The organism is Mucilaginibacter aquariorum, assembly GCF_024498135.1.
Taxonomy (GTDB): Bacteria; Bacteroidota; Bacteroidia; order Sphingobacteriales; family Sphingobacteriaceae; genus Mucilaginibacter; species Mucilaginibacter aquariorum.
On the sequence record NZ_JANHOH010000001.1, the window covers coordinates 514274 to 533507 of the forward strand.

At 41.4% G+C, this 19234-nt stretch carries 20 protein-coding genes; 14 read left to right on the forward strand and 6 right to left on the reverse strand.

The genetic code is table 11. From position 1 onward, the window contains the following. Positions 1 to 125 precede the first annotated feature (125 nt). On the forward strand, positions 126 to 1118 hold the full coding sequence (locus NPE20_RS02140; RefSeq protein ID WP_256536946.1) for an energy transducer TonB: 993 nt from the start codon (positions 126 to 128) through the stop codon (positions 1116 to 1118). A 19-nt stretch (positions 1119 to 1137) separates the two neighbouring features. On the opposite strand, the gene NPE20_RS02145 is transcribed toward NPE20_RS02140, so the two are convergent. After that, positions 1138 to 2667 (reverse strand): malate:quinone oxidoreductase, encoded by a 1530-nt coding sequence (locus NPE20_RS02145; RefSeq protein ID WP_256536947.1) that lies wholly within the window; start codon positions 2665 to 2667, stop codon positions 1138 to 1140. A gap of 282 nt (positions 2668 to 2949) precedes the next feature. On the opposite strand from NPE20_RS02145, the gene NPE20_RS02150 reads away from it, so the two are divergent. Next, entirely contained in the window at positions 2950 to 3465 is a 516-nt protein-coding gene (locus NPE20_RS02150; RefSeq protein WP_256536948.1) for a hypothetical protein, read from the forward strand. A gap of 272 nt (positions 3466 to 3737) precedes the next feature. Next, entirely contained in the window at positions 3738 to 4748 is a 1011-nt protein-coding gene (locus NPE20_RS02155) for a glutamine synthetase beta-grasp domain-containing protein (protein ID WP_256536949.1), read from the forward strand. Between the two features lie 33 nt (positions 4749 to 4781). Here the strand turns inward: NPE20_RS02155 and NPE20_RS02160 are convergent, their stop codons facing one another. After that, complete coding sequence (locus tag NPE20_RS02160; protein ID WP_256536950.1) at positions 4782 to 5198, reverse strand: gamma-glutamylcyclotransferase family protein; 417 nt, start codon at positions 5196 to 5198, stop codon at positions 4782 to 4784. A 173-nt stretch (positions 5199 to 5371) separates the two neighbouring features. Here NPE20_RS02160 and NPE20_RS02165 point away from each other — a divergent pair, with 173 nt between their 5' ends. The 6 genes from NPE20_RS02165 (at position 5372) to NPE20_RS02190 (ending at position 11513) form a co-directional block, all read left to right on the forward strand. Beyond that, positions 5372 to 6730: a glutamine synthetase family protein gene (locus NPE20_RS02165; protein WP_256536951.1), complete on the forward strand. Its 1359-nt coding sequence runs from the start codon at positions 5372 to 5374 to the stop codon at positions 6728 to 6730. Positions 6731 to 6783: 53 nt separating this feature from the next. After that, positions 6784 to 7173 (forward strand): GxxExxY protein, encoded by a 390-nt coding sequence (locus NPE20_RS02170; RefSeq protein WP_256536952.1) that lies wholly within the window; start codon positions 6784 to 6786, stop codon positions 7171 to 7173. An 83-nt stretch (positions 7174 to 7256) separates the two neighbouring features. Further along, entirely contained in the window at positions 7257 to 8294 is a 1038-nt protein-coding gene (locus tag NPE20_RS02175; RefSeq protein WP_256536953.1) for a hypothetical protein, read from the forward strand. Positions 8295 to 8380: 86 nt separating this feature from the next. Further along, a complete protein-coding gene (locus tag NPE20_RS02180) occupies positions 8381 to 9250 on the forward strand; it encodes an HAD-IIA family hydrolase (protein WP_256536954.1) in 870 nt (289 codons plus the stop codon). 8 nt (positions 9251 to 9258) lie between these two features. Next, the gene (locus NPE20_RS02185) at positions 9259 to 10308 is read left to right on the forward strand and encodes a glycoside hydrolase family 43 protein (RefSeq protein WP_256536955.1); all 1050 of its coding nucleotides are present in this window, start codon (positions 9259 to 9261) and stop codon (positions 10306 to 10308) included. A 125-nt stretch (positions 10309 to 10433) separates the two neighbouring features. Then, positions 10434 to 11513, forward strand: a complete 1080-nt coding sequence (locus NPE20_RS02190; RefSeq protein WP_256536956.1) for an aldose epimerase family protein — start codon at positions 10434 to 10436, stop codon at positions 11511 to 11513. Positions 11514 to 11579: 66 nt separating this feature from the next. On the opposite strand, the gene NPE20_RS02195 is transcribed toward NPE20_RS02190, so the two are convergent. Then, positions 11580 to 12161, reverse strand: a complete 582-nt coding sequence (locus tag NPE20_RS02195; RefSeq protein ID WP_256536957.1) for a nucleotidyltransferase family protein — start codon at positions 12159 to 12161, stop codon at positions 11580 to 11582. Between the two features lie 3 nt (positions 12162 to 12164). Further along, complete coding sequence (locus NPE20_RS02200; protein WP_256536959.1) at positions 12165 to 13325, reverse strand: XdhC family protein; 1161 nt, start codon at positions 13323 to 13325, stop codon at positions 12165 to 12167. 128 nt (positions 13326 to 13453) lie between these two features. On the opposite strand from NPE20_RS02200, the gene moaA reads away from it, so the two are divergent. The 5 genes from moaA (at position 13454) to NPE20_RS02225 (ending at position 18426) form a co-directional block, all read left to right on the forward strand. Next, positions 13454 to 14443: a GTP 3',8-cyclase MoaA gene (gene moaA, locus NPE20_RS02205; RefSeq protein WP_256536960.1), complete on the forward strand. Its 990-nt coding sequence runs from the start codon at positions 13454 to 13456 to the stop codon at positions 14441 to 14443. 12 nt (positions 14444 to 14455) lie between these two features. Further along, the gene (locus NPE20_RS02210; protein WP_256536961.1) at positions 14456 to 15649 is read left to right on the forward strand and encodes a molybdopterin molybdotransferase MoeA; all 1194 of its coding nucleotides are present in this window, start codon (positions 14456 to 14458) and stop codon (positions 15647 to 15649) included. Between the two features lie 87 nt (positions 15650 to 15736). After that, on the forward strand, positions 15737 to 16219 hold the full coding sequence (moaC, locus tag NPE20_RS02215) for a cyclic pyranopterin monophosphate synthase MoaC (RefSeq protein WP_256536962.1): 483 nt from the start codon (positions 15737 to 15739) through the stop codon (positions 16217 to 16219). Continuing rightward, on the forward strand, positions 16200 to 17381 hold the full coding sequence (locus NPE20_RS26915; RefSeq protein ID WP_256536963.1) for an NTP transferase domain-containing protein: 1182 nt from the start codon (positions 16200 to 16202) through the stop codon (positions 17379 to 17381). The genes moaC and NPE20_RS26915 overlap by 20 nt, the downstream gene beginning before the upstream one ends. Then, positions 17371 to 18426, forward strand: coding sequence for a HesA/MoeB/ThiF family protein (locus NPE20_RS02225; protein WP_256536964.1), 1056 nt, complete (start codon positions 17371 to 17373; stop codon positions 18424 to 18426). The genes NPE20_RS26915 and NPE20_RS02225 overlap by 11 nt, the downstream gene beginning before the upstream one ends. A gap of 88 nt (positions 18427 to 18514) precedes the next feature. On the opposite strand, the gene NPE20_RS02230 is transcribed toward NPE20_RS02225, so the two are convergent. Further along, positions 18515 to 18934, reverse strand: coding sequence for a molybdenum cofactor biosynthesis protein MoaE (locus tag NPE20_RS02230; RefSeq protein WP_256536965.1), 420 nt, complete (start codon positions 18932 to 18934; stop codon positions 18515 to 18517). A gap of 1 nt (position 18935) precedes the next feature. Next, positions 18936 to 19178 carry a MoaD/ThiS family protein gene (locus NPE20_RS02235; RefSeq protein WP_256536966.1) on the reverse strand — a complete coding sequence of 81 codons (243 nt, stop codon included), beginning with the start codon at positions 19176 to 19178 and terminating at the stop codon, positions 18936 to 18938. Positions 19179 to 19234 lie beyond the last annotated feature (56 nt).

Consider the following 19234-nt stretch of genomic DNA (forward strand, 5'->3'; position numbering starts at 1 on the left):
GCCCGCCTTGTGTTGCAAAAATATAAAAAATAGGGAACGGTAGCGTAACATTATTCAAAGCGGGCTGCTCTATATAAAATTTAATATTTTGCTTTAATTTAGCCACTGTAAACCTGATAAGATATATGCCTAAAACCTTACTGATTTTAATAGCTTGCTTTATAACAAGCTTTGTTTCTGCGCAACATAATGAAAACAAACCAACCACCCGCCCAGATTCTGTTGGATACTATATGCTTAACGAAACGACCATGGCATATAACGATCAGGATGCCAAATTTGTGCGCCTCTTAATAAAAACAGACTCAAGCATGTTTAGGGCTAATGATTATTACATGGATGGTACTACGCGCCTTATAGCAAAAACAACTGTAGATCAAATCAATTTTGAACGGGGCGCCAGGGGGATTTGCTATGAGTATTATCCCAATGGCAAGCGTAAAAGCATCAAGTATTTTGACAAAGGAGTGCTTGTAGGTGACGCTGTTACTTACTATACAAATGGCGGACTGCACACAATAGAAAATTATTCTTCCAAGGGGATTTATCTGAAACAATATTTGGATACTGCTGGAAATGTACTGGCAAACAATGGTACGGGCACATGGCTGAAAGTAGATGAAGAAAAGATATACGGTTATATGGAAGGCCCGGTTTTAAATGGTAAGGAAGATGGCCATTGGAAACGGTATGTGGCCGACACGGTGTATACTATTGTTTATAAACAAGGTGAAATTATTTCTGGTAAAGAATTTTTAAATAAAATTAATGTATTTGATGTTGCACCGAGTTTTCCGGGTGGAGATTTCGAGTTTGGTAAATATCTAGCCAGAAATATAAGATATCCGGCAATAGCTCGTGAAAATAATGTTCAAGGTAGGGTTGTTTTGACTTTTGTTGTTGAAAAGGACGGAGCCATAACAGAGATAAAAGTACTACGCAGTTTAGGAAGTGGATGTGATGAAGAATCCATTCGGGTACTATCATTATCACCAAACTGGAAACCCGGGCTTACCAAGGGCAAGCCCGTGAGGGTGAAATATGCTATGCCCATAAGCTTTATATTACAAAATGAAAATGCTCCTGCTAATAACAGACGGTCAAGGCGATCTTTCTAATACCTGTTAATTATTAGATTTATACTAACCCCAATACCTTGCTTGTACGTTCTCTTGTCGAATTAGCCAGGGCTTCATCATTAATAAGCGATTGACCGTAGGATGGGATCATTTGTTTGAATTTTTCCTGCCATGCAGCTGTTTTTGCTTCCTCTTTAAAGCAGCGGCTTATCAGGTCAACCATAATAGGTACAGATGTAGATGCACCGGGTGATGCACCTAACAGGGCTGAAATGCTGCCATCGGCAGATGTTACCACCTCGGTACCAAACTCCAGTACACCGGTACGTTTTGCATCTTTCTTAATTACCTGTACACGCTGGCCTGCAATATCCAATATCCATTCGTCGGCGGCAGCCCCCGGGAAATATTCCTTTAGGGCGTTTAACCTGTCTTTTGGCGATTGCAATACCTGGCTGATAAGGTATTTTGTAAGCGCCATGTTATCGCGGGCTACAGCAAGCAGCGGTAGTATATTGTTGAATTTTATTGAGGTGAAAAGATCAAGTAGCGATCCTTTTTTAAGAAACCGGGTCGAGAAACCTGCATAAGGCCCAAACAGTAATGCTTTTTTGCCATCAATCATGCGGGTATCTAAATGCGGTACCGACATTGGCGGCGAACCTACCGATGCTTTACCATATACCTTGGCGTAATGTTTATTAATTACATCTGGGTTGGTACAAACCAGCCATTGGCCGCTTACCGGGAAACCGCCAAAGCCCTTGCTCTCGGGTATGCCCGATTTTTGCAACAGGGGCAATGCGCCGCCGCCAGCGCCCACAAAAATAAACCTGGCGTTCAGTTTGCGTTTGTTACCGCTTATACGGTCGCTCACTTTTACTTGCCAGCTATTATCCTTATTGCGTTTTATATCATTAACGTCGTGGTTAAGACTAAGCGTAACTCCTGGTTTTTGTTTAAGTTTATCAATTAAACTGCGGGTAAGCGCACCAAAGTTTACATCGGTACCAATATCCATATAGGTAGCTGATACGCTGTGGCCTTCATCACGGCCTTCCATTACCAATGGTATCCACTTTTTAATTTGGGCGTGATCTTCAGAATATTGCATGCCTTTAAAAAAGTGGTGCTGCACCAAGGCCTGCTGGCGTTTTTTAAGATAGTCAACATTATCATCGCCCCAAACAAAACTCATGTGGGGTATTTTACTGATAAAGGTTTGCGGTTCGCCCGCATAGCCGTTCTCAACCAAAAAAGACCAAAACTCTTTGGTTATTTCAAATTGCTCGGCAATTTTTATGGCTTTTGATATTTCAATAGTGCCGTCCTTGCGCTGGGGGGTGTAGTTAAGCTCGCAAAAAGCAGAGTGCCCTGTGCCCGCGTTATTCATTGCGTCAGAGCTTTCGGCAGCAACGGTGTCTAATCGTTCAAAAATTTCTATGGTAAGATCGGGCTGTAGCTGTTTAAGCATTACCCCAAGTGTTGCGCTCATTATGCCCGCGCCAACTAAAACTACATCAACTGTTGTATTTGAACTATTATTGCCGTTATTCATGATATTATTGAATGCTAAAGATACATTCAAATAAATTATTTGATAGATTAATACGTATTATAAACTAATTAAATGATATAAGGTTTACACTAAGTGCAACGAGGGTAAAGCATTGCTGTGTGATAGCCTATATGATATACAGACGGCAATTTTAATAAAATTTATAGAAAAACGCCTCATTAAAATGCCTAAATTTAACAAACAAGTTAATGTAGCGTCTTTTTATAGGATATAATTGCCTGCAACAATAACACTACCATTTTGTAAAAACACAATTTACAGGTATAAGTGTTTTAAAAGAAAGCATAAATTATGTCCAGATCATTCCTTATTGTGACCGCATTACTTATAATAGTATGCTGTTCATGCAATAATAAGCCAAAACCGGTTTCAAACGATATTACTAAAACAGCCGTAACTGTTAATGGGAAAAAAGATAGTGTTATTAATAACCCGCAAAAAAACTACGGCAACGCTACAGTTGCCGAGCCTTGCGTAAAATGCCTTATACAGGTAGTGCAGCATACGGTTGAATATAAAGCATCAATGGCTTCAAAATCGATAAATAAAATAAAGTACGTGGTGAATTGGGCCGAAGCAACCCAACCGGCGAATGTTACAAATAAGCGTAAAACAACCAACGGTTTAAAAATTGATGTTGTAGAAAAAGAAAGGCCTGATAATAAGATAGCCTCATTTATTTATGATAATAATCGTTCTAAATTGTTTTTTATAGATAACAGCAAGGAAACAGATGTTAAAATTGATAAAAGCGACCTTAAAAACATAAGGAATAAATGCTATTGGGGTGTAGCTTCAAGTAAATAATTAAATTTTTTGTAAAAGCAGCGCAATCGTTAATTTGATTGCGCTGCTTTTTGTTTTATATCAATTTATTATGTAAGCATAGCTTATTGCGTGATATTTATTAGCTATTTAATGGATTTTAGAATTTTTTAATAGATTTATTGTTAATTTTTATAATTTTTATCAACATTGCTATGAAATTTATAAAAATAATTTAAATTCGCAGGGTAAATTGAAACAGATATTCTAAGTAACTATAATTAAACTTAAAAAATTACAAATTAATCATTAAAATGGCAACTAAACTTGAGTACATCTGGCTTGATGGCTACAAACCAACACAAAGCCTGCGTAGTAAAACAAAAATTGTTAAATCTTTTAGCGGTAAAGTAGAAGATTTAGATAACTGGAGCTTTGATGGTTCATCAACCGAACAGGCACCAGGTGGTTCTTCAGATTGTGTTTTAAAACCGGTTTTTACTTGCCCGGACCCACAACGTAAAGATGCATATCTTGTTATGTGTGAAGTATTAGATTCTAAAGGCGAGCCTCATGAGTCAAATGGCCGTGCGTTGATCCAGGATGACGATAATGATTTTTGGTTTGGTTTTGAGCAGGAGTATTTTTTATGGGATCCTGAAACAGACAAACCGCTTGGTTTCCCTAAAGGTGGTTACCCAGGCCCACAAGGCCCTTACTACTGTTCGGTAGGTGCTAACAATGCTTTTGGTCGCGATATTGTTGAAGAACACTTAGATGCTTGTTTAGAAGCAGGCTTAAATGTTGAAGGTATCAACGCTGAGGTTGCCGCTGGCCAATGGGAGTTCCAGATCTTTGCTAAAGGTGCTAAAGAAGCTGGTGACCAAATTTGGGTTGCACGTTACTTATTAGAAAGAATTGGCGAAAGCTATGGTGTTTCTATCAACTGGCATTGCAAACCGTTAGGTACTTTAGACTGGAACGGTTCTGGTATGCATGCTAACTTCTCAAATACAACTTTACGTACAGCAAACAGCAAAGAAACATTTACTGCTATCTGCGAAGCTTTCCGCCCTGCGGTTGCTGAGTGTGTTGCTGTATATGGTGCGCATAACGAGTTGCGTTTAACAGGTAAACACGAAACTGCTTCTATAACTGATTTCAGCTATGGTGTATCAGATCGTGGTGCTTCTATCCGTATCCCTCTGTATACTGTAGATCACGCATGGAGTGGTTATTTAGAAGATCGTCGCCCTAACTCTGCGGCTGATCCATACAAAGTAGCTGCGGTTATTATTAAAACGGTAAAATCTGCTAAAGTTTAGTACCCCAATACGTAATATACAAATCCCCCGTGTTTAATTACCGGGGGATTTTTTTTGCTTTATATATTCTGAATAATTGCCCGATGTTATTTGCGGTAAATCAGCAATGGGTAAATTATAAAGGTAAACCCAGGCCTCAATTATTTCACTATTAGTTTCAACAGGCTTTAGCACTCTCTCAAATAAATTGGGCTGTTCCTGTCCGGGCCCGAAACCTTCATAATCATCGATCACACGCAGATTTTCTTCGGGGTGACAAAGCTTGAGGACGCTACCATAGATGTATTGTTCGGCACCACCGGGAATAACTAACCCCGGGTACTCGCCAATATCATAAAGTATACCTTTCATTTTTCCCAGAGTAATATAGGTACAATGCTGATTCAGATAATCAGCAAACTCGTTGCCGGGTTGTAAGAGAGTACCATAAACAAATAGGAGGTCGGTCATTAATTTAAAGATAAGGAAGTCTAATTTATAACTACCATAAAGCTTACAAATAGCACTAAATAAAAAAGATATCCTCTGTGTTCTTTGTGGCTTTCTATTTGTGTGCTCTGTGGTAAAACAAAATACGGCACATATTATTTATCTTGCTTAAATTGGCATTTTATACTACAGCAATGAATACGGAACAGGTTATCACCTATATCAAAGAAAATAATATCCAGAAAATAAAGTTTGCTTTTGCCGATATCGATGGCATTTTGCGGGGCAAAGTTATCAGCACGCAAAAATTTATTGACGGATTGCAGGGTGGCTATGGCTTTTGCGATGTTGTTTTTGGATGGGATAGCAGCGATGTTACTTATGATAATGTTGAGATAACAGGTTGGCATAGTGGTTACCCTGATAAACAATGTTATATCGACCTGTCTACTTTCCGCACCGTGCCGTGGGAGGATAATATTCCCTTCTTTTTGGCTGATTACACAGGCCCGAACGGTGAAGCATTATCTGCCTGCCCGCGTAGCCTGCTCAAACAAATTACCAAACAATGTGAAGATTTAGATTACCATGCCGAATTTGCGCAGGAATTTGAGTGGTTCAACTTTAAGGAAACGCCGCAATCGTTACAGCAAAAAGGTTTCGCCAATATGGAGCCTTTAACACCCGGCATGTTTGGCTATTCTACACTTCGCACCTCACAAAACAGCGGGTTTTACTATGACCTGTTTAATTTGCTAACGCAATTTAATATCCCAATAGAGGGCTTACATACCGAAACAGGCCCTGGTGTGTACGAGGCGGCAATCGCCCATTCAGAAGTTTTAGATGCCGCAGACAAAGCTGTATTATTTAAAACCGCCGTTAAAGAAATAGCTTACAAACATGGCATAACCGCAACTTTTATGGCCAAATGGAACCAGGACCTTCCCGGTTGCAGCGGCCACATCCATCAAAGCCTGTGGACTAAAGATCAATCAGATAATCTTTTCTACGATGGTAACGATGTAAATAAAATGAGCGAACTGCATAAGCAATACCTGGCCGGGCAGTTATACTGTATGCCACATTTGTTGCCCATGTATGCACCAACTATCAACAGTTATAAACGCCTTGTTGAAGGTGCATGGGCTCCAACCACTATTACCTGGGGCTTGGATAACCGCACCACAGCACTTCGGGTTATAAATACATCAAAAGCCTATACCCGCTTAGAAACCCGCATCCCGGGTTCTGATACCAATCCGTACGTGGCTATGGCTGCTGCTTTGGCATCTGGTTTATATGGTATCAAAAACAAACTAAGGCTGGATATTGCCCAAACGGTAGGTAATGGATATCAAAATAAAAGCAATGGTAGCCTGCATGCCAACTTGTTTGATGCTGCTACTGCCATGCAAAACTCTGCCATAGCCAATGAACTATTTGGCGAAGGCTTTGTACAGCACTTTACCCAAACCCGTCTTTGGGAACACCGCCAATATGCCAAAAGCGTAAGCGACTGGGAGTTGAAGAGGTATTTTGAGTCGATATGATCGGGATTAAACGAATTTTACTGATTAATGGGATTTTGATTTTCTGATTTGATATGCAAGAGCAATTAATGCACGAAGATTTAACGCACAAAATAATTGGATGCGCAATGAAGGTGCATTCGGCACTTGGTGCAGGATTTTATGAAGCTATTTATCAACGTTCATTAGAAATTGAATTGACTTTTGAAGGGGTAATCTTCGAGCGAGAAAAAGATATGCCAATTTATTATCGTGAAATTAAAGTGGGTTCGAGACGCGTTGACTTTTTTGTTGGCGATTTAATTATGGTGGAACTTAAAGCAGTTGCCGAATTGGAAGATTTACATGTGGCGCAAGCATTGAATTATCTGGAGGCATACAACAAACAGGTTGGATTGCTAATTAATTTTGGAAATAAATCGTTAACATTTAAACGGCTGTTAAATAAGAAGTATCGGCAATAACATATATTTGGCCTACAATCAACCTAATTTATGCCAGGACAATCAAAATCCGACAAATCATATAAATCTGCTTAATCCCGGTCATGGACTTTCATCTCATTATAAAATCTGCCTGGGCAGACTACGATAAATCTAAAACCATCAAGGATATTGAGGATATCAGCGCGATGGTTTCAACCAATCACGTGTATCGTATCACCTTTGATGACGAGGATATCATCATAGCCAAGCTTTCCTTTTTTGGTAAGTTTGAGCACTTTAAGGAAGATCATCGCATTATCCAGTCCTTATCAAATAACCTGCTTTATCCGTTCGAGAACCTGTTGTCTAAATCTCTGTTAAAAAACAACCGGGTTTATGTATATCGCTATAAACACGGTAAAGACGATGCATGGGTGGTATTTTATAACCCAACCCGCATTTTAAACCGGTTGCCCCGTCGCCTTAATAATGAACAGATAAAGAAACTGGGGTCGCAGTTAGGCAAATTCCACAAAGCTTGCTCGCGCATTAAGAACGTATTGCCAAAATCATCTAAAACCCTGCGCACCGATATTTACGACTTGCAACGACAGCTTGAAAAAGACGAGCGCAAGTTTGGCTCACGTATGCAGGTAGATCTGCTTAAATATCACTGCGAGCAGTTCCTGAAGAACAGGTCGCGATATAATATGAGTTCTTTCGAGATCATCCCGGTATTTATCGACTGGAACATCGGCAATTTCTCGGTAACGCCCGACCTGGACTTGTATTCCCGCTGGGATTACGACTGGTTCCGAATGAGCTATCGCCTGTTAGACTTTTACTTTTTTAGCCGTGTGGTATCTGATGCCGGCGACCGTACAGTGTTCAGTTATGTAATAGGGCCAATGATGGAAGATAGGTTTATCACTTTTCTGAAAGAATATCACGAAGTAAATCCAATTACGGCTGATGAAATTCGCTTTTTGAAAGAAGCTTACCGATTTTTCATCCTCAACTATGTAATAAAAGATGGCAAATACTTTTTTAATGAACAATATGCCAAAAAATTGCAGGCCGAGGCACTGGAGATCTATCTGCCATCAGTAGACAGGGATTTTGATGCCGAGAAAATAATTAAAGCTTTAAACTTAGAGTGAGTGGTTGATTGGGTTGATTAGTGAGTGGTTGCCGCTTAACTAATCAACTTAATCTAACTCAATCAACAAATAACTTAACTATATAGATGAAACGCATTGAGGATTTTAAATCGATAATAGACCGTTACGAAATTATTTTTTTCGATGCGTTCGGCGTGTTAAAAACCCACAGTGGGTTAGTGCCGGGTATAGAACGAACATTCGATTATCTGGAGGCACAGAAGAAGGAATATTATATAGTTACCAATGATGCCTCGCGCAGCCCGGGGCAATTAGCGCAATCTTATCATAATAAAGGCCTTTACGCGGTTACTGCAGATCGTATTATATCATCAGGTATGCTTACCAAAGAATACCTTGATCTTAAAGTAAACGATGGGATAGTGGCTTATTTGGGCACAGCAGATTCGGCACATTACCTGGAAAGTTCTGGCCTGCATACTCTGCCTGTACGTGATATCAATAGCAGCAATATAGATAAAGTGAACCTGTTGGTTTTTATGGATGATGAGGGTTTCGACTGGTGCGAGGACCTTAATAAAACCGTTAACCTGCTGCGTAAACGCACCATTCCGGCTATTGTGGCCAATACAGATTATGCTTATCCGGTATTAAAAAACGATGTGGGCATTGCGATAGGTGGTATAGCTGGTATGATAGAAGCTATTGTGGGTAAGCAGTTTATCAGGTTTGGCAAGCCCGATTCGCAGATGTTTATGTTTGCGTATGACCTGATACGTGAGTATAGAAACATTAGCAAAAAAGAAATTGTTATGGTAGGTGATACCCTGCAAACGGATATTATAGGTGGCAATAAATTTGGGTTAGATACTGTACTTGTACTAACCGGTAATACGCAGGCAACCGACTATGAAAACCGTATCGAGGCTACCGGTATTGTACCAACCTATATTTGTAACAGTGCGGTTTTAGGTCCTGATGTTTTAGCTTTTTAATTACCTGTATGAAAAAGGTGATCTTAAACCTGTTATTTATAACCCTGCTGATACATGCAGCACCAGCATTAAGTCAGCATAAAAAAACATTTACCAATCCCATATTACCTTCTGGGGCCGATCCATGGGTGATTTACCAGAATGGATACTACTATTACACTAATTCGTTGCAGAATAAGCTGGTGATATGGAAAACCAAAAACCTGGCCGACCTTAAAACGGCAGAAAAGAAAACCGTTTGGACACCGCCTGCAAATACACTTTACTCTAAAGAACTTTGGGCGCCCGAACTGCATTACATCAACAAGAAGTGGTACATGTATTTTGCTGCCGATGACGGCAATAATAACAACCACCGCTTATATGTACTGGAAAATGCATCTACCGACCCGCTTAAAGGTGAATGGGCGTTTAAAGGCAAGCTAAGTGACGCCAGCGATAAATGGGCGATAGACGGCTCGGTGTTTACTCATAAAGGCCAGCTTTACCTGATATGGGCCGGATGGGAAGGTGACGAGAACGGCCAGCAGGATATTTATATTGCCAAAATGAAAAACCCATGGACGGTGGACGGCAAACGCGTGAAAATTTCTAGTCCGCTTTACGATTGGGAAAAGTATGGCGACCTGCACGATGCCAACAATCCGCCACATGTAAACGTAAACGAAGGCCCGGAAATATTAAAACATAATGGCAAACTTTTCTTAATTTACTCGGCCAGCGGCTGCTGGACAGATTTTTATGCATTAGGGATGCTAAGCGCTTCGGCTAATAGTAACTTATTGGATGCCCGGTCATGGACTAAATCGGCAAAACCGGTATTTAAAAAATCTGTTAAGAATGGGGTGTATGCACCCGGCCATAATTCGTTCTTTAAGTCGCCGGATGGAACCGAGGATTGGATCTTGTACCACGCCAATTCAAAACCCGGGCAAGGGTGTGGCGAATACCGCTCACCGCGCATGCAAAAATTCACCTGGAATAAAGATGGTTCGCCAAATTTTGGTGAGCCTGTTAAAGAAAATACGGCGTTAGCCATACCATCGCAAACCAATTAATGCAAAACACTAATTATAAAAATATTATGCGAAATTCATTTAAAAAACCAACTTTGGCGCTTGCAATCGCAGGGAGTATGTTTGTTGCTGCCTGTAATCAATCTGCTAAAAAAAACACATCCACAATGACCGACAGTACCTCAACCACTCCCCAATTACCACCAGCATCTGCTTTTGAAAAAACTATTAACGGTAAGCAAACGCATTTATATATCCTTAAAAATAAAAATGGGGTAGAAGCTGCCGTAACTAATTATGGTGGCCGTATTGTAAGCCTGTTAGTGCCAAATAAAGATGGTAAATTAACCGATGTGGTATTAGGCTTTGAAAGTGTAGATGGTTTTATAAATTCAAAAGAACCATATTATGGCGCTACAATAGGCCGTTTTGGTAACCGCATAGCTAAGGGAAAATTTAAGTTGGATGGCAAGGAATATACTTTGGCTACCAATAATGGCCCCAATACCTTACACGGTGGTCATCCTGGTTTCCAGGAGGTTGTTTGGGATGCTAAACAGATAGATAGTGTCACATTAGAGCTAAGTTACCTGGCTAAAGACATGGAAGGTGGTTTCCCTGGTAACCTGAATGTGAAAGTAACCTACCAGATAACTGATGATAACGCTATGAAAGTTAGTTATTTAGCTACGACAGATAAAAATACTGTAGTTAATCTGACCAATCATGCGTTTTTTAACCTGAATGGTGAAGGTAGCAGCACTATATTGGATCATCTGGTTCAAATAAACGCCGATAATTATACCCCGGTAGATAGCACACTTATCCCAACCGGAAAAATTGAAGCTGTTGCAGGCACGCCTTTCGATTTTACAAAAGCAACCACCATTGGCGCACGCATCAATACCGATAACGTACAGCTAAAAGATGGTAAAGGCTATGATCATAATTTTGTACTGAGCCAACACGATATGAGCACACCGGTAGCTACTGTTATTGGTGACAAAAGCGGTATAAAAATGGAGATCTTTACCGAAGAACCTGCGATGCAATTTTATAGCGGTAACTTTATGCAGGCGCAAAATGCAATGAAGGGCGGCAAAAAGGATGAGTTCCGTACATCGTTTGCTATGGAAACACAGCATTATCCCGATTCACCAAATCAACCAACATTCCCATCAACTGAGTTAAAACCCGGGCAAACCTATAAAACACAATCGATCTATAAGTTTTCGGTAGTGAAATAAAACACACTTGTAGAGACGCGATACTTCGCGTCTCTTTTTGTTTTTACACGAAGCGGAGTAATTACACTACTTTTTGTTGAGCTTCTCAAAATCCTCCAAAGTATCAATATCTACCTCGCCTAATGGAAACGGAACGGCTTGCACATCATCAGCATGCTGCAACAAAAGTTTCTTTGCGCCTTCTTTACCTTTTAAGGCCAGCAAATAGGGGAAATAGGCCTGTTTGAATAAAGCCGGCACACCAAGGGTATTATGATATTCGGATGCAATAATGCCCTTATCAGATGTTTCAGATACGTCAATCAATTGCTTTAATAAATCTGCATCGGCAAAAGGCTGATCGCAAAGCATAAATATGATAGATGTAATGTTCAGATAAGCGCTTTGTATTTCTTCAACAGCCAGACTGATAGATGTCGCCATCCCTTCGAGCCAGTTAGTATTGTAAAGGATGTTTACCGGCTGATCTTTAATTGAATATTCAATATCCTCGCGGTTTGCACCTAACACAACCAACACTGTTTCTGTAACTGATAAAGCGTTTTTTACTGCTCTTTGCAACAGTGTTTGCCCATCATAAACAAGGTTTTGTTTTGCTGAGCCCATTCTGCTTGATGGGCCTGCAGCAAGTATTACTATGGCAGTCATAAGCTAAATATTTTCGGTTAATGATTGTTGTATTATCTGTTCACCGCCACGAATGTGGTTAGTTGCTTTATACCGTAACGACGAACCATTCCGTTTTGTTAAAACGGCTTGTATCTCTGCTATGATAGATAAGGCTATTTCTTCAGAATTTTCAGAGCCAACATCCAGTCCGGCAGGGCCGTAAATGCTTTCCAGTTGCTCATCCGTTATGTTGACTCCTTCTTCCCTCAACTCATCCAATATGCGGTTTAAACGTTTCTTTGGGCCCAAAGCGCCTATGTATGGTAGCTGTAGTGGCAACAATTGCTTTAGCATTGCCATGTCGTAATTGTAATTGTGGGTCATCAACACAAAAACGGTACGGTTATCCAAACTCAGCTTACTTAAAGCATTATCAGGTTTGGTAACAATAAGCTTATCGGCAAGAGGGAAACGTTCGGGTATAATATAATTAGACCGGCCATCAATAACCGTTATCTGCCAGCCTAAAACCGCGGCCAGTTTGGTAAGCGGGATAGCATCATTACCGGCACCAACAACAATTAACGAAACAGCAGCCCGCAGTAATTCTATAAAACAGGTAAACCTATCTTCGTATATATAAGTTTTAGTAACCGAATTGCCATTCTTTAATACATCCTTTGCATCAATTAAAACCGCATCTTCAATCGTACTATCCGGAAAAACTCCTGTAACCTGTTCATCTTTATTCATTAAGGCACAAGTGCCGGGCTGCGCAGCCTGCTTATCATTCAAGGTAAAAATGGTAACAAGAACTACCGGCTCCCGCTTACTTAAAAACTGTTTAAATAAAGCGATTGGATTATTAGATGATGACGGATCGATCGGCTCTATCAGAATATGGATAATACCATTACAACCCAGCCCAACGCCAAGTTTGGCATCGTCCTCGTCGGTGGTATCATAAGTAACCAGTATGGGTTTTTGCTGTGCCATAACCAGCCGGGCTTTGCGCAGGGCATCGCCCTCTAAACAGCCGCCGCTAATGGCGCCTGTTAACTGACCATCGTCGGTTACTATCATGCGCGCGCCGGCACGGCGATAGGAGGATCCTTCCACATGCACAACGGTTGCCAATGCGGTTTGCTTGCCTGCTATTTGGGCATGGTCAAATGCTTTTACTATGTCTTGTAGTTCTTTCACACTGATGGTTATTCAAAAATAAGCTAATCAGCCCATTTATTAGACATTTAAAGTACAATTTAAAGTGTTTGTAATCATTAACTTTGTAATATTGACTTTGTTTATTAAACATAATTAAAAACAAACACTTGCTTTTAGATAACCACGGAAGAAAGATCAATTACCTGCGACTTGCCGTTACCGACCGTTGCAACTTGCGCTGCTTTTACTGTATGCCCGAGGATGGATTGAACTGGCTATCGCGCAAGGAGTTGATGACCTATGAGGAAATGCTGCAGGTGTGCACCTTGCTGGTTAAAATGGGAATCGAAAAGATCCGCATTACCGGTGGCGAGCCATTTGTGCGTAAGGATATTATGCAGTTGCTTACCGCTTTGTTAAAACTGGACGGGCTAAAAGAACTTAGCATTACTACCAACGGCGTTTTAACCGCGCCGCATGTGGCCGACTTGAAAAAGATAGGGGTGCGATCTGTAAACCTGAGTTTAGATACGCTGGATGCAAACCGTTTCTTCACCATTACCCGCCGGGATGAATTTGCCAACGTGATGGAAACCATGGAGGAGTTGCTAAAGCACGACATCGAAGTGAAAATAAACACCGTTGTAATGGCCGGTAAAAACACGCAGGATATTATCCCGCTGGTAGGGTTGACAAAAGATTTGCCGGTGAGTGTCCGCTTTATTGAGGAAATGCCTTTTAACGGCGATGGGCACAGCCATAGCGGCATTGTATGGGATTACGTAAGAATCTTTGATGAGATAAGACAAACGTTCCCCGAGATTCAAAAAGTACCCGATCCGCAATATTCTACTTCATATAATTATCAGGTGCCAGGGCATAAAGGGAGTATTGGTATCATTGCTGCCTACTCTCGTACATTCTGTGGCACTTGCAACCGCATCCGTATTACACCGCAGGGAACTTTGAAGAACTGCCTTTACGATGATGGTGTACTGAATATTAAAGATCTGATGCGTTCTGGTATGGATAATGCCGAACTGGAGACGACTTTACGTGAAGCATTTAACAATCGCCAAAAAGATGGCTGGCAGGCCGAACAAAAACGATTAGAGAACCCGAATTTTCATGAATCTATGGCCACTATAGGCGGCTAACATATTTATAACATGACAACGGTAGAAGAAGCCGAGAAAATAATACTTGCCCAGTTAAAAGATCATGGCGTAGAAACTGTACCCTTTGAACTGGCTTTAGGTAGGGTTCTGGCTGAGAATATCAAAGCCGACCGCGACCTGCCGCCCTTTAACCGGGTTACCATGGATGGCATCGCGATAGCGCACGAAGCCATTGAACAAGGTATCACCACATTCAAAATAAAAGCCACACAGGCAGCAGGCGAGGAGCCTATAGCTATCGATACTCCTGATGAATGCATTGAAATAATGACAGGTGCTGCTTTGTCGCCGTCGGTGGATGCCATCATCCGTTATGAAGACCTGGAGATAAAAGAAGGTACAGCAAAGCTTCTTATCACCGATATCAAACACGGGCAAAATATCCATCAAAAAGGGAAAGATAAAAAGCAAGGTTATACGGTAGCTGCTGCAAATCAGCTAATAACACCGGCTATTATCAGCTTAGCGGCATCGGTTGGTAAAGCGGAACTACAGGTTAAAAAAATGCCTAAAGTGATGATCATATCATCAGGCGATGAACTGGTAGATGTAGCAGATACGCCATCAGGTTTTCAAATCAGGCGGTCAAATAATTACACCATTAAAGCCGTTTTAACACAACATGGTTTGGATGCTGATATGCTGCACATTCCGGATAATCCCGAGATCACAAGGCAACAAATACAAAACTGCCTGCAAAATTACGATGTGATATTGTTAAGCGGTGGTATAAGCATGGGCAAATTCGATTATATCCCCCAGGCTTTGGAAGATCTGCAGGTTAAAAAACTATTCCATAAGGTACAGCAGCGCCCCGGTAAACCATTTTGGTTTGGCAGGCATGACAATGGCGTATTGGTGTTCGCGTTTCCCGGTAACCCGGTAGCTACGTTTATGTGCCTGCACCGCTATTTTTTATTGTGGCTGAATACTACACTTGGTTTACCAGCTAAACAACCGGTGTACGCGCAATTGGCTAAAGATTTTACTTTTATGCCGCAGCTTAAATACTTTTTGCAGGTAAAGCTTAATTTTACGCAGCAGGGGATACTATCAGCCCAACCTATAGAAGGCAATGGCTCAGGTGATTTTGCTAACTTAGCTGATACCGATGCTTTTATAGAACTACCGTTGGAACGTAATGAGTTTAAGCAAGGGGAGGTGTTCCCGGTAATTAAATTCTGAACCGGGATTTATAAGATTTAACAGATTAAGGGATTTTTATTTGCGAGACAAAGCAAAGCAATCGGTGTAATCAAAAAAATATAATCAGTGGAATCACAAAAATTAAGTCATTTAGATAGTCAGAATAACCCAAGCATGGTAGATGTATCCGGAAAATCGGTTACCTACCGTACAGCTACTGCGCAAAGTATTGTGGTATTGCCAACTGAAGTTTTACAGCATTTGGTAGATGGCGAGCTGCAAAGCAAAAAGGGTTCAGTGTTTCAAACGGCAATAATTGCAGGGATAATGGCCGCTAAAAAAACCGGCGACCTGATACCACTTTGCCATCCATTGGGCATGGATAACTGTAAGGTAACTATAAAGTTATCTGCCAGCAATGAAGTAGTAATTGAATGTACGGCAAGCATCAGCGCCAAAACGGGTATCGAGATGGAGGCTCTTGTTGGCGCATCAATAGCGGCGCTTACTGTATACGATATGTGTAAGGCCATGAGCCACGATATTGTAGTTAAAGAAACAAAACTGATAGCAAAAACCGGAGGTAAACGTGACTTTAAAAGAGCATAAAAAGCATACCGCTATTATCCGCCCGGCTATGGGTAATTTCGGCCGTAACGAGTGGGCTATGCTGGGCGGGCCATGCACGGTTATTAAGTTTCTGGCCGACCAGATCATTACCGCATTATCGCCCCGATACCAATGCGCTTACGCGGATACCTCACATAACGATGACATGATGGGCTTGCCGGGCAAATTGGCCAGCGGTGCAGCTTTAGAATATACCGATCAGATAAATCATACCCAGTTAAATTACAAAGCGCCGTTAACACCATTTACACAACGCGAGCTATTTTCGGCAATGGATCTGGTATTGGTGAACGGTAACCACCAACAGGCAAAAGCACAGGTAGTAATTATTGATATCAACAAACGGGGATCTTTACAAAAACGTGTTGCGCAGTTAACCAATGTAGAGTTGTTTTTAATGGCTGATAACGCCAATGAGATCCCCGATTTTATACAAGAAGCGCTACCTAATTGGCAGGAGATACCTGTATTGAAACTGAATGATGATACTTTAGCGATCATTGAGTTTTTTAAAACCAAACTACAGCAAGCTAAACCTATTTTAAACGGATTAGTATTGGCCGGTGGTAAAAGTGCCCGAATGGGATATGATAAAGGCGCGGTGAACTGGTATGGTAAAGAGCAGCGTTACCACATGGCCGATCTGCTGAAAAAGCACTGTGTCGAAGTTTATATTTCCTGTCGTGATACAGAGCAACAGAAAGAGATAAATGCTGAATACTTAAGTCTGCCGGATACCTTTACCGGCCTCGGCCCTTATGGTGCAATCCTGTCAGCCTTTAGGGAACAACCTGACAGGGCATGGCTGGTTATAGCCTGCGATTTGCCATTGGTAGATGCCAATGTGCTACAGCATTTGATAGATAACCGTAACACGGCAACCATTGCTACAGCTTACCAAAGTGATTATAAAGATTTCCCTGAACCGTTGATAACTATTTATGAACCAAAAAGTTATCCAACCTTACTTCAATATTTAGCGCAAGGGTATTCTTGTCCGCGAAAGGTATTGATCAATAGCGATATAACATTGCTGCAATCATCGGAACCGGATGCTTTGGCCAATGTAAACACACCCGAAGAACTGGACAGGATCAAGCGGATCCTTCACCACAAAATAGCTGCCACCAATGCATCCTGATCTGTTACGATATAGTTGCCAGGTAGCATTACCCGGTTTTGGCGAAGCATCGCAGCAGTTATTGCAGAACGCCAAAGTACTTGTAGTGGGTGCAGGTGGCTTAGGTTGCCCTTCGGCTCAATACCTGGCAGCAAGCGGCGTTGGTACTGTAGGTATTGCCGATTTTGATACGGTATCCATCAGTAACCTGCACAGGCAGGTTTTGTATAATCCATCGGATGTAGGCCAGTTAAAAGCAGAGGTTGCCTGTGAGCGATTACAAAAGCAAAATCCGGGTATAAAACTGGTGCCGCATACTGCAAAAATCACTTCAGGCAATGTGATGCAAGTTATTGAAGGTTATGATATTGTAATAGATGGTACAGACAACTTCGATACCCGTTATTTACTGAATGATGCTGGGGTATTAGCAGGCAAACCTATAGTCTATGGTGCTATATACCAATACGAGGGACAAGTTGCCGTATGGAATGTGCTAAATAAAGACGGCACCTGCTCACCCAATTACCGCGACCTATTTCCGCAGGTAGACGCTACTCAGATCCCTAACTGTACCGAAGGTGGGGTAATACCTACGCTCGCCGGAATAATTGGTTGTATGCAGGCTAATGAGGTGATAAAGTACATTACTAAAGCTGGAGAGGTGTTGGCCGGTAAAGTGTTGGTATTTGATGCCCAAACTATGCAAAGCCGCATTATTAAGATCGGTACCACTACTAAAACCAATATCACAGCATTGCAAAAAACGGCAGATATCCCAACTATTACGGCTACTGAAGCAAAAAAAGGTCTTGCCAATGATACTATAGAATTGGTTGATGTTCGCACTGATCAGGAACGCGATGAATTTGACATCGGCGGGATGCATTTTGAACTGGATGAGGTAGAAGATAACCTGGATGAATTTGAAGCCGGTAAATCGTATGTATTCTATTGTTCGTCTGGAAAAAGGAGTGGAGAAGCTGTGAAATTACTTCAGCAGAGGTTGCCGGGTGTTAAAGCTTATTCTTTGGAAGGTGGGTTAGGTTCCTGGAACCAGGATTAAGCGGATTTTTTATGATTAAAAGGATTTTGATTTGCATAATTATCACTCCAATCAAATACCTAAATCCGTTTCATCGTAAGAATCTCGGTCACGGATGTGCTGCTACCCACACCTCTCCATCTTCAAAAAACTCTTTTTTCCAGATGGGCACCGTTTGCTTTAGGGTGTCTATGATGTAACGGCAGGCTTCAAAAGCAGCGTCGCGATGCGCGGCAGATACGGCAATAATTACCGGTATCTCGCCAACCTGCAACGTTCCTGTACGGTGATGTACCAACACCTTTTGCACCGGCCACTTATCAAATGCTTGTTTAGTTATCTTTTCTATTTCATTGATAGCCATTTTGTTATAGGCTTCAAATTCAAGTTTTAATACCGGCTTACCTTTGGTGGCATTACGCACTGTTCCAATAAAGACATCTATGCCCCCGGAGTCTGGCGACATAATCCAGTCTATGCAGGCCTGGATGTTTAATGGTTCGGTATGTATCTCTATTTGGGTTTGCATGTTATCCTCCACTAACAGGCGGTATAATCGCCACTTCGTCGCGATCTGTTATTACCCCGCCATCTTCCGCATATTCATTATTAACCGCCACCATGTAGCTGGCCAGGTGTTTTAATCTGGGGTACTTCTCTTCCAGCGATGTTTTCAAATCGGCAGTAGTGGCATTATCGGCCAACGCAACCGTTACCGATGCCCCTCCGAATATATCTTTGGCAATGCCGAATGCGAGTACGGTTATTTCCATAATGCAAATATGCAACAATCTTGTTCATAACATCAATAACACGTACTAGTTGTGGC

Excerpts from the sequence above, each read along its gene's own strand:
- NPE20_RS02165 (WP_256536951.1), top strand. The coding sequence starts at position 5,372 with ATGAATACGGAACAGGTTATCACCTATATCAAAGAAAATAATATCCAG.
- NPE20_RS02140 (WP_256536946.1), top strand. The coding sequence starts at position 126 with ATGCCTAAAACCTTACTGATTTTAATAGCTTGCTTTATAACAAGCTTT.
- NPE20_RS02150 (WP_256536948.1), top strand. The coding sequence starts at position 2,950 with ATGTCCAGATCATTCCTTATTGTGACCGCATTACTTATAATAGTATGC.
- NPE20_RS02235 (WP_256536966.1), bottom strand. The coding sequence starts at position 19,178 with ATGGAAATAACCGTACTCGCATTCGGCATTGCCAAAGATATATTCGGA.
- NPE20_RS02160 (WP_256536950.1), bottom strand. The coding sequence starts at position 5,198 with ATGACCGACCTCCTATTTGTTTATGGTACTCTCTTACAACCCGGCAAC.
- NPE20_RS02230 (WP_256536965.1), bottom strand. The coding sequence starts at position 18,934 with ATGCAAACCCAAATAGAGATACATACCGAACCATTAAACATCCAGGCC.
- NPE20_RS02155 (WP_256536949.1), top strand. The coding sequence starts at position 3,738 with ATGGCAACTAAACTTGAGTACATCTGGCTTGATGGCTACAAACCAACA.
- NPE20_RS02185 (WP_256536955.1), top strand. The coding sequence starts at position 9,259 with ATGAAAAAGGTGATCTTAAACCTGTTATTTATAACCCTGCTGATACAT.
- NPE20_RS02180 (WP_256536954.1), top strand. The coding sequence starts at position 8,381 with ATGAAACGCATTGAGGATTTTAAATCGATAATAGACCGTTACGAAATT.
- NPE20_RS02170 (WP_256536952.1), top strand. The coding sequence starts at position 6,784 with ATGCAAGAGCAATTAATGCACGAAGATTTAACGCACAAAATAATTGGA.
- NPE20_RS02210 (WP_256536961.1), top strand. The coding sequence starts at position 14,456 with ATGACAACGGTAGAAGAAGCCGAGAAAATAATACTTGCCCAGTTAAAA.
- NPE20_RS02195 (WP_256536957.1), bottom strand. The coding sequence starts at position 12,161 with ATGACTGCCATAGTAATACTTGCTGCAGGCCCATCAAGCAGAATGGGC.
- NPE20_RS02190 (WP_256536956.1), top strand. The coding sequence starts at position 10,434 with ATGACCGACAGTACCTCAACCACTCCCCAATTACCACCAGCATCTGCT.
- NPE20_RS02225 (WP_256536964.1), top strand. The coding sequence starts at position 17,371 with ATGCATCCTGATCTGTTACGATATAGTTGCCAGGTAGCATTACCCGGT.
- NPE20_RS02175 (WP_256536953.1), top strand. The coding sequence starts at position 7,257 with ATGGACTTTCATCTCATTATAAAATCTGCCTGGGCAGACTACGATAAA.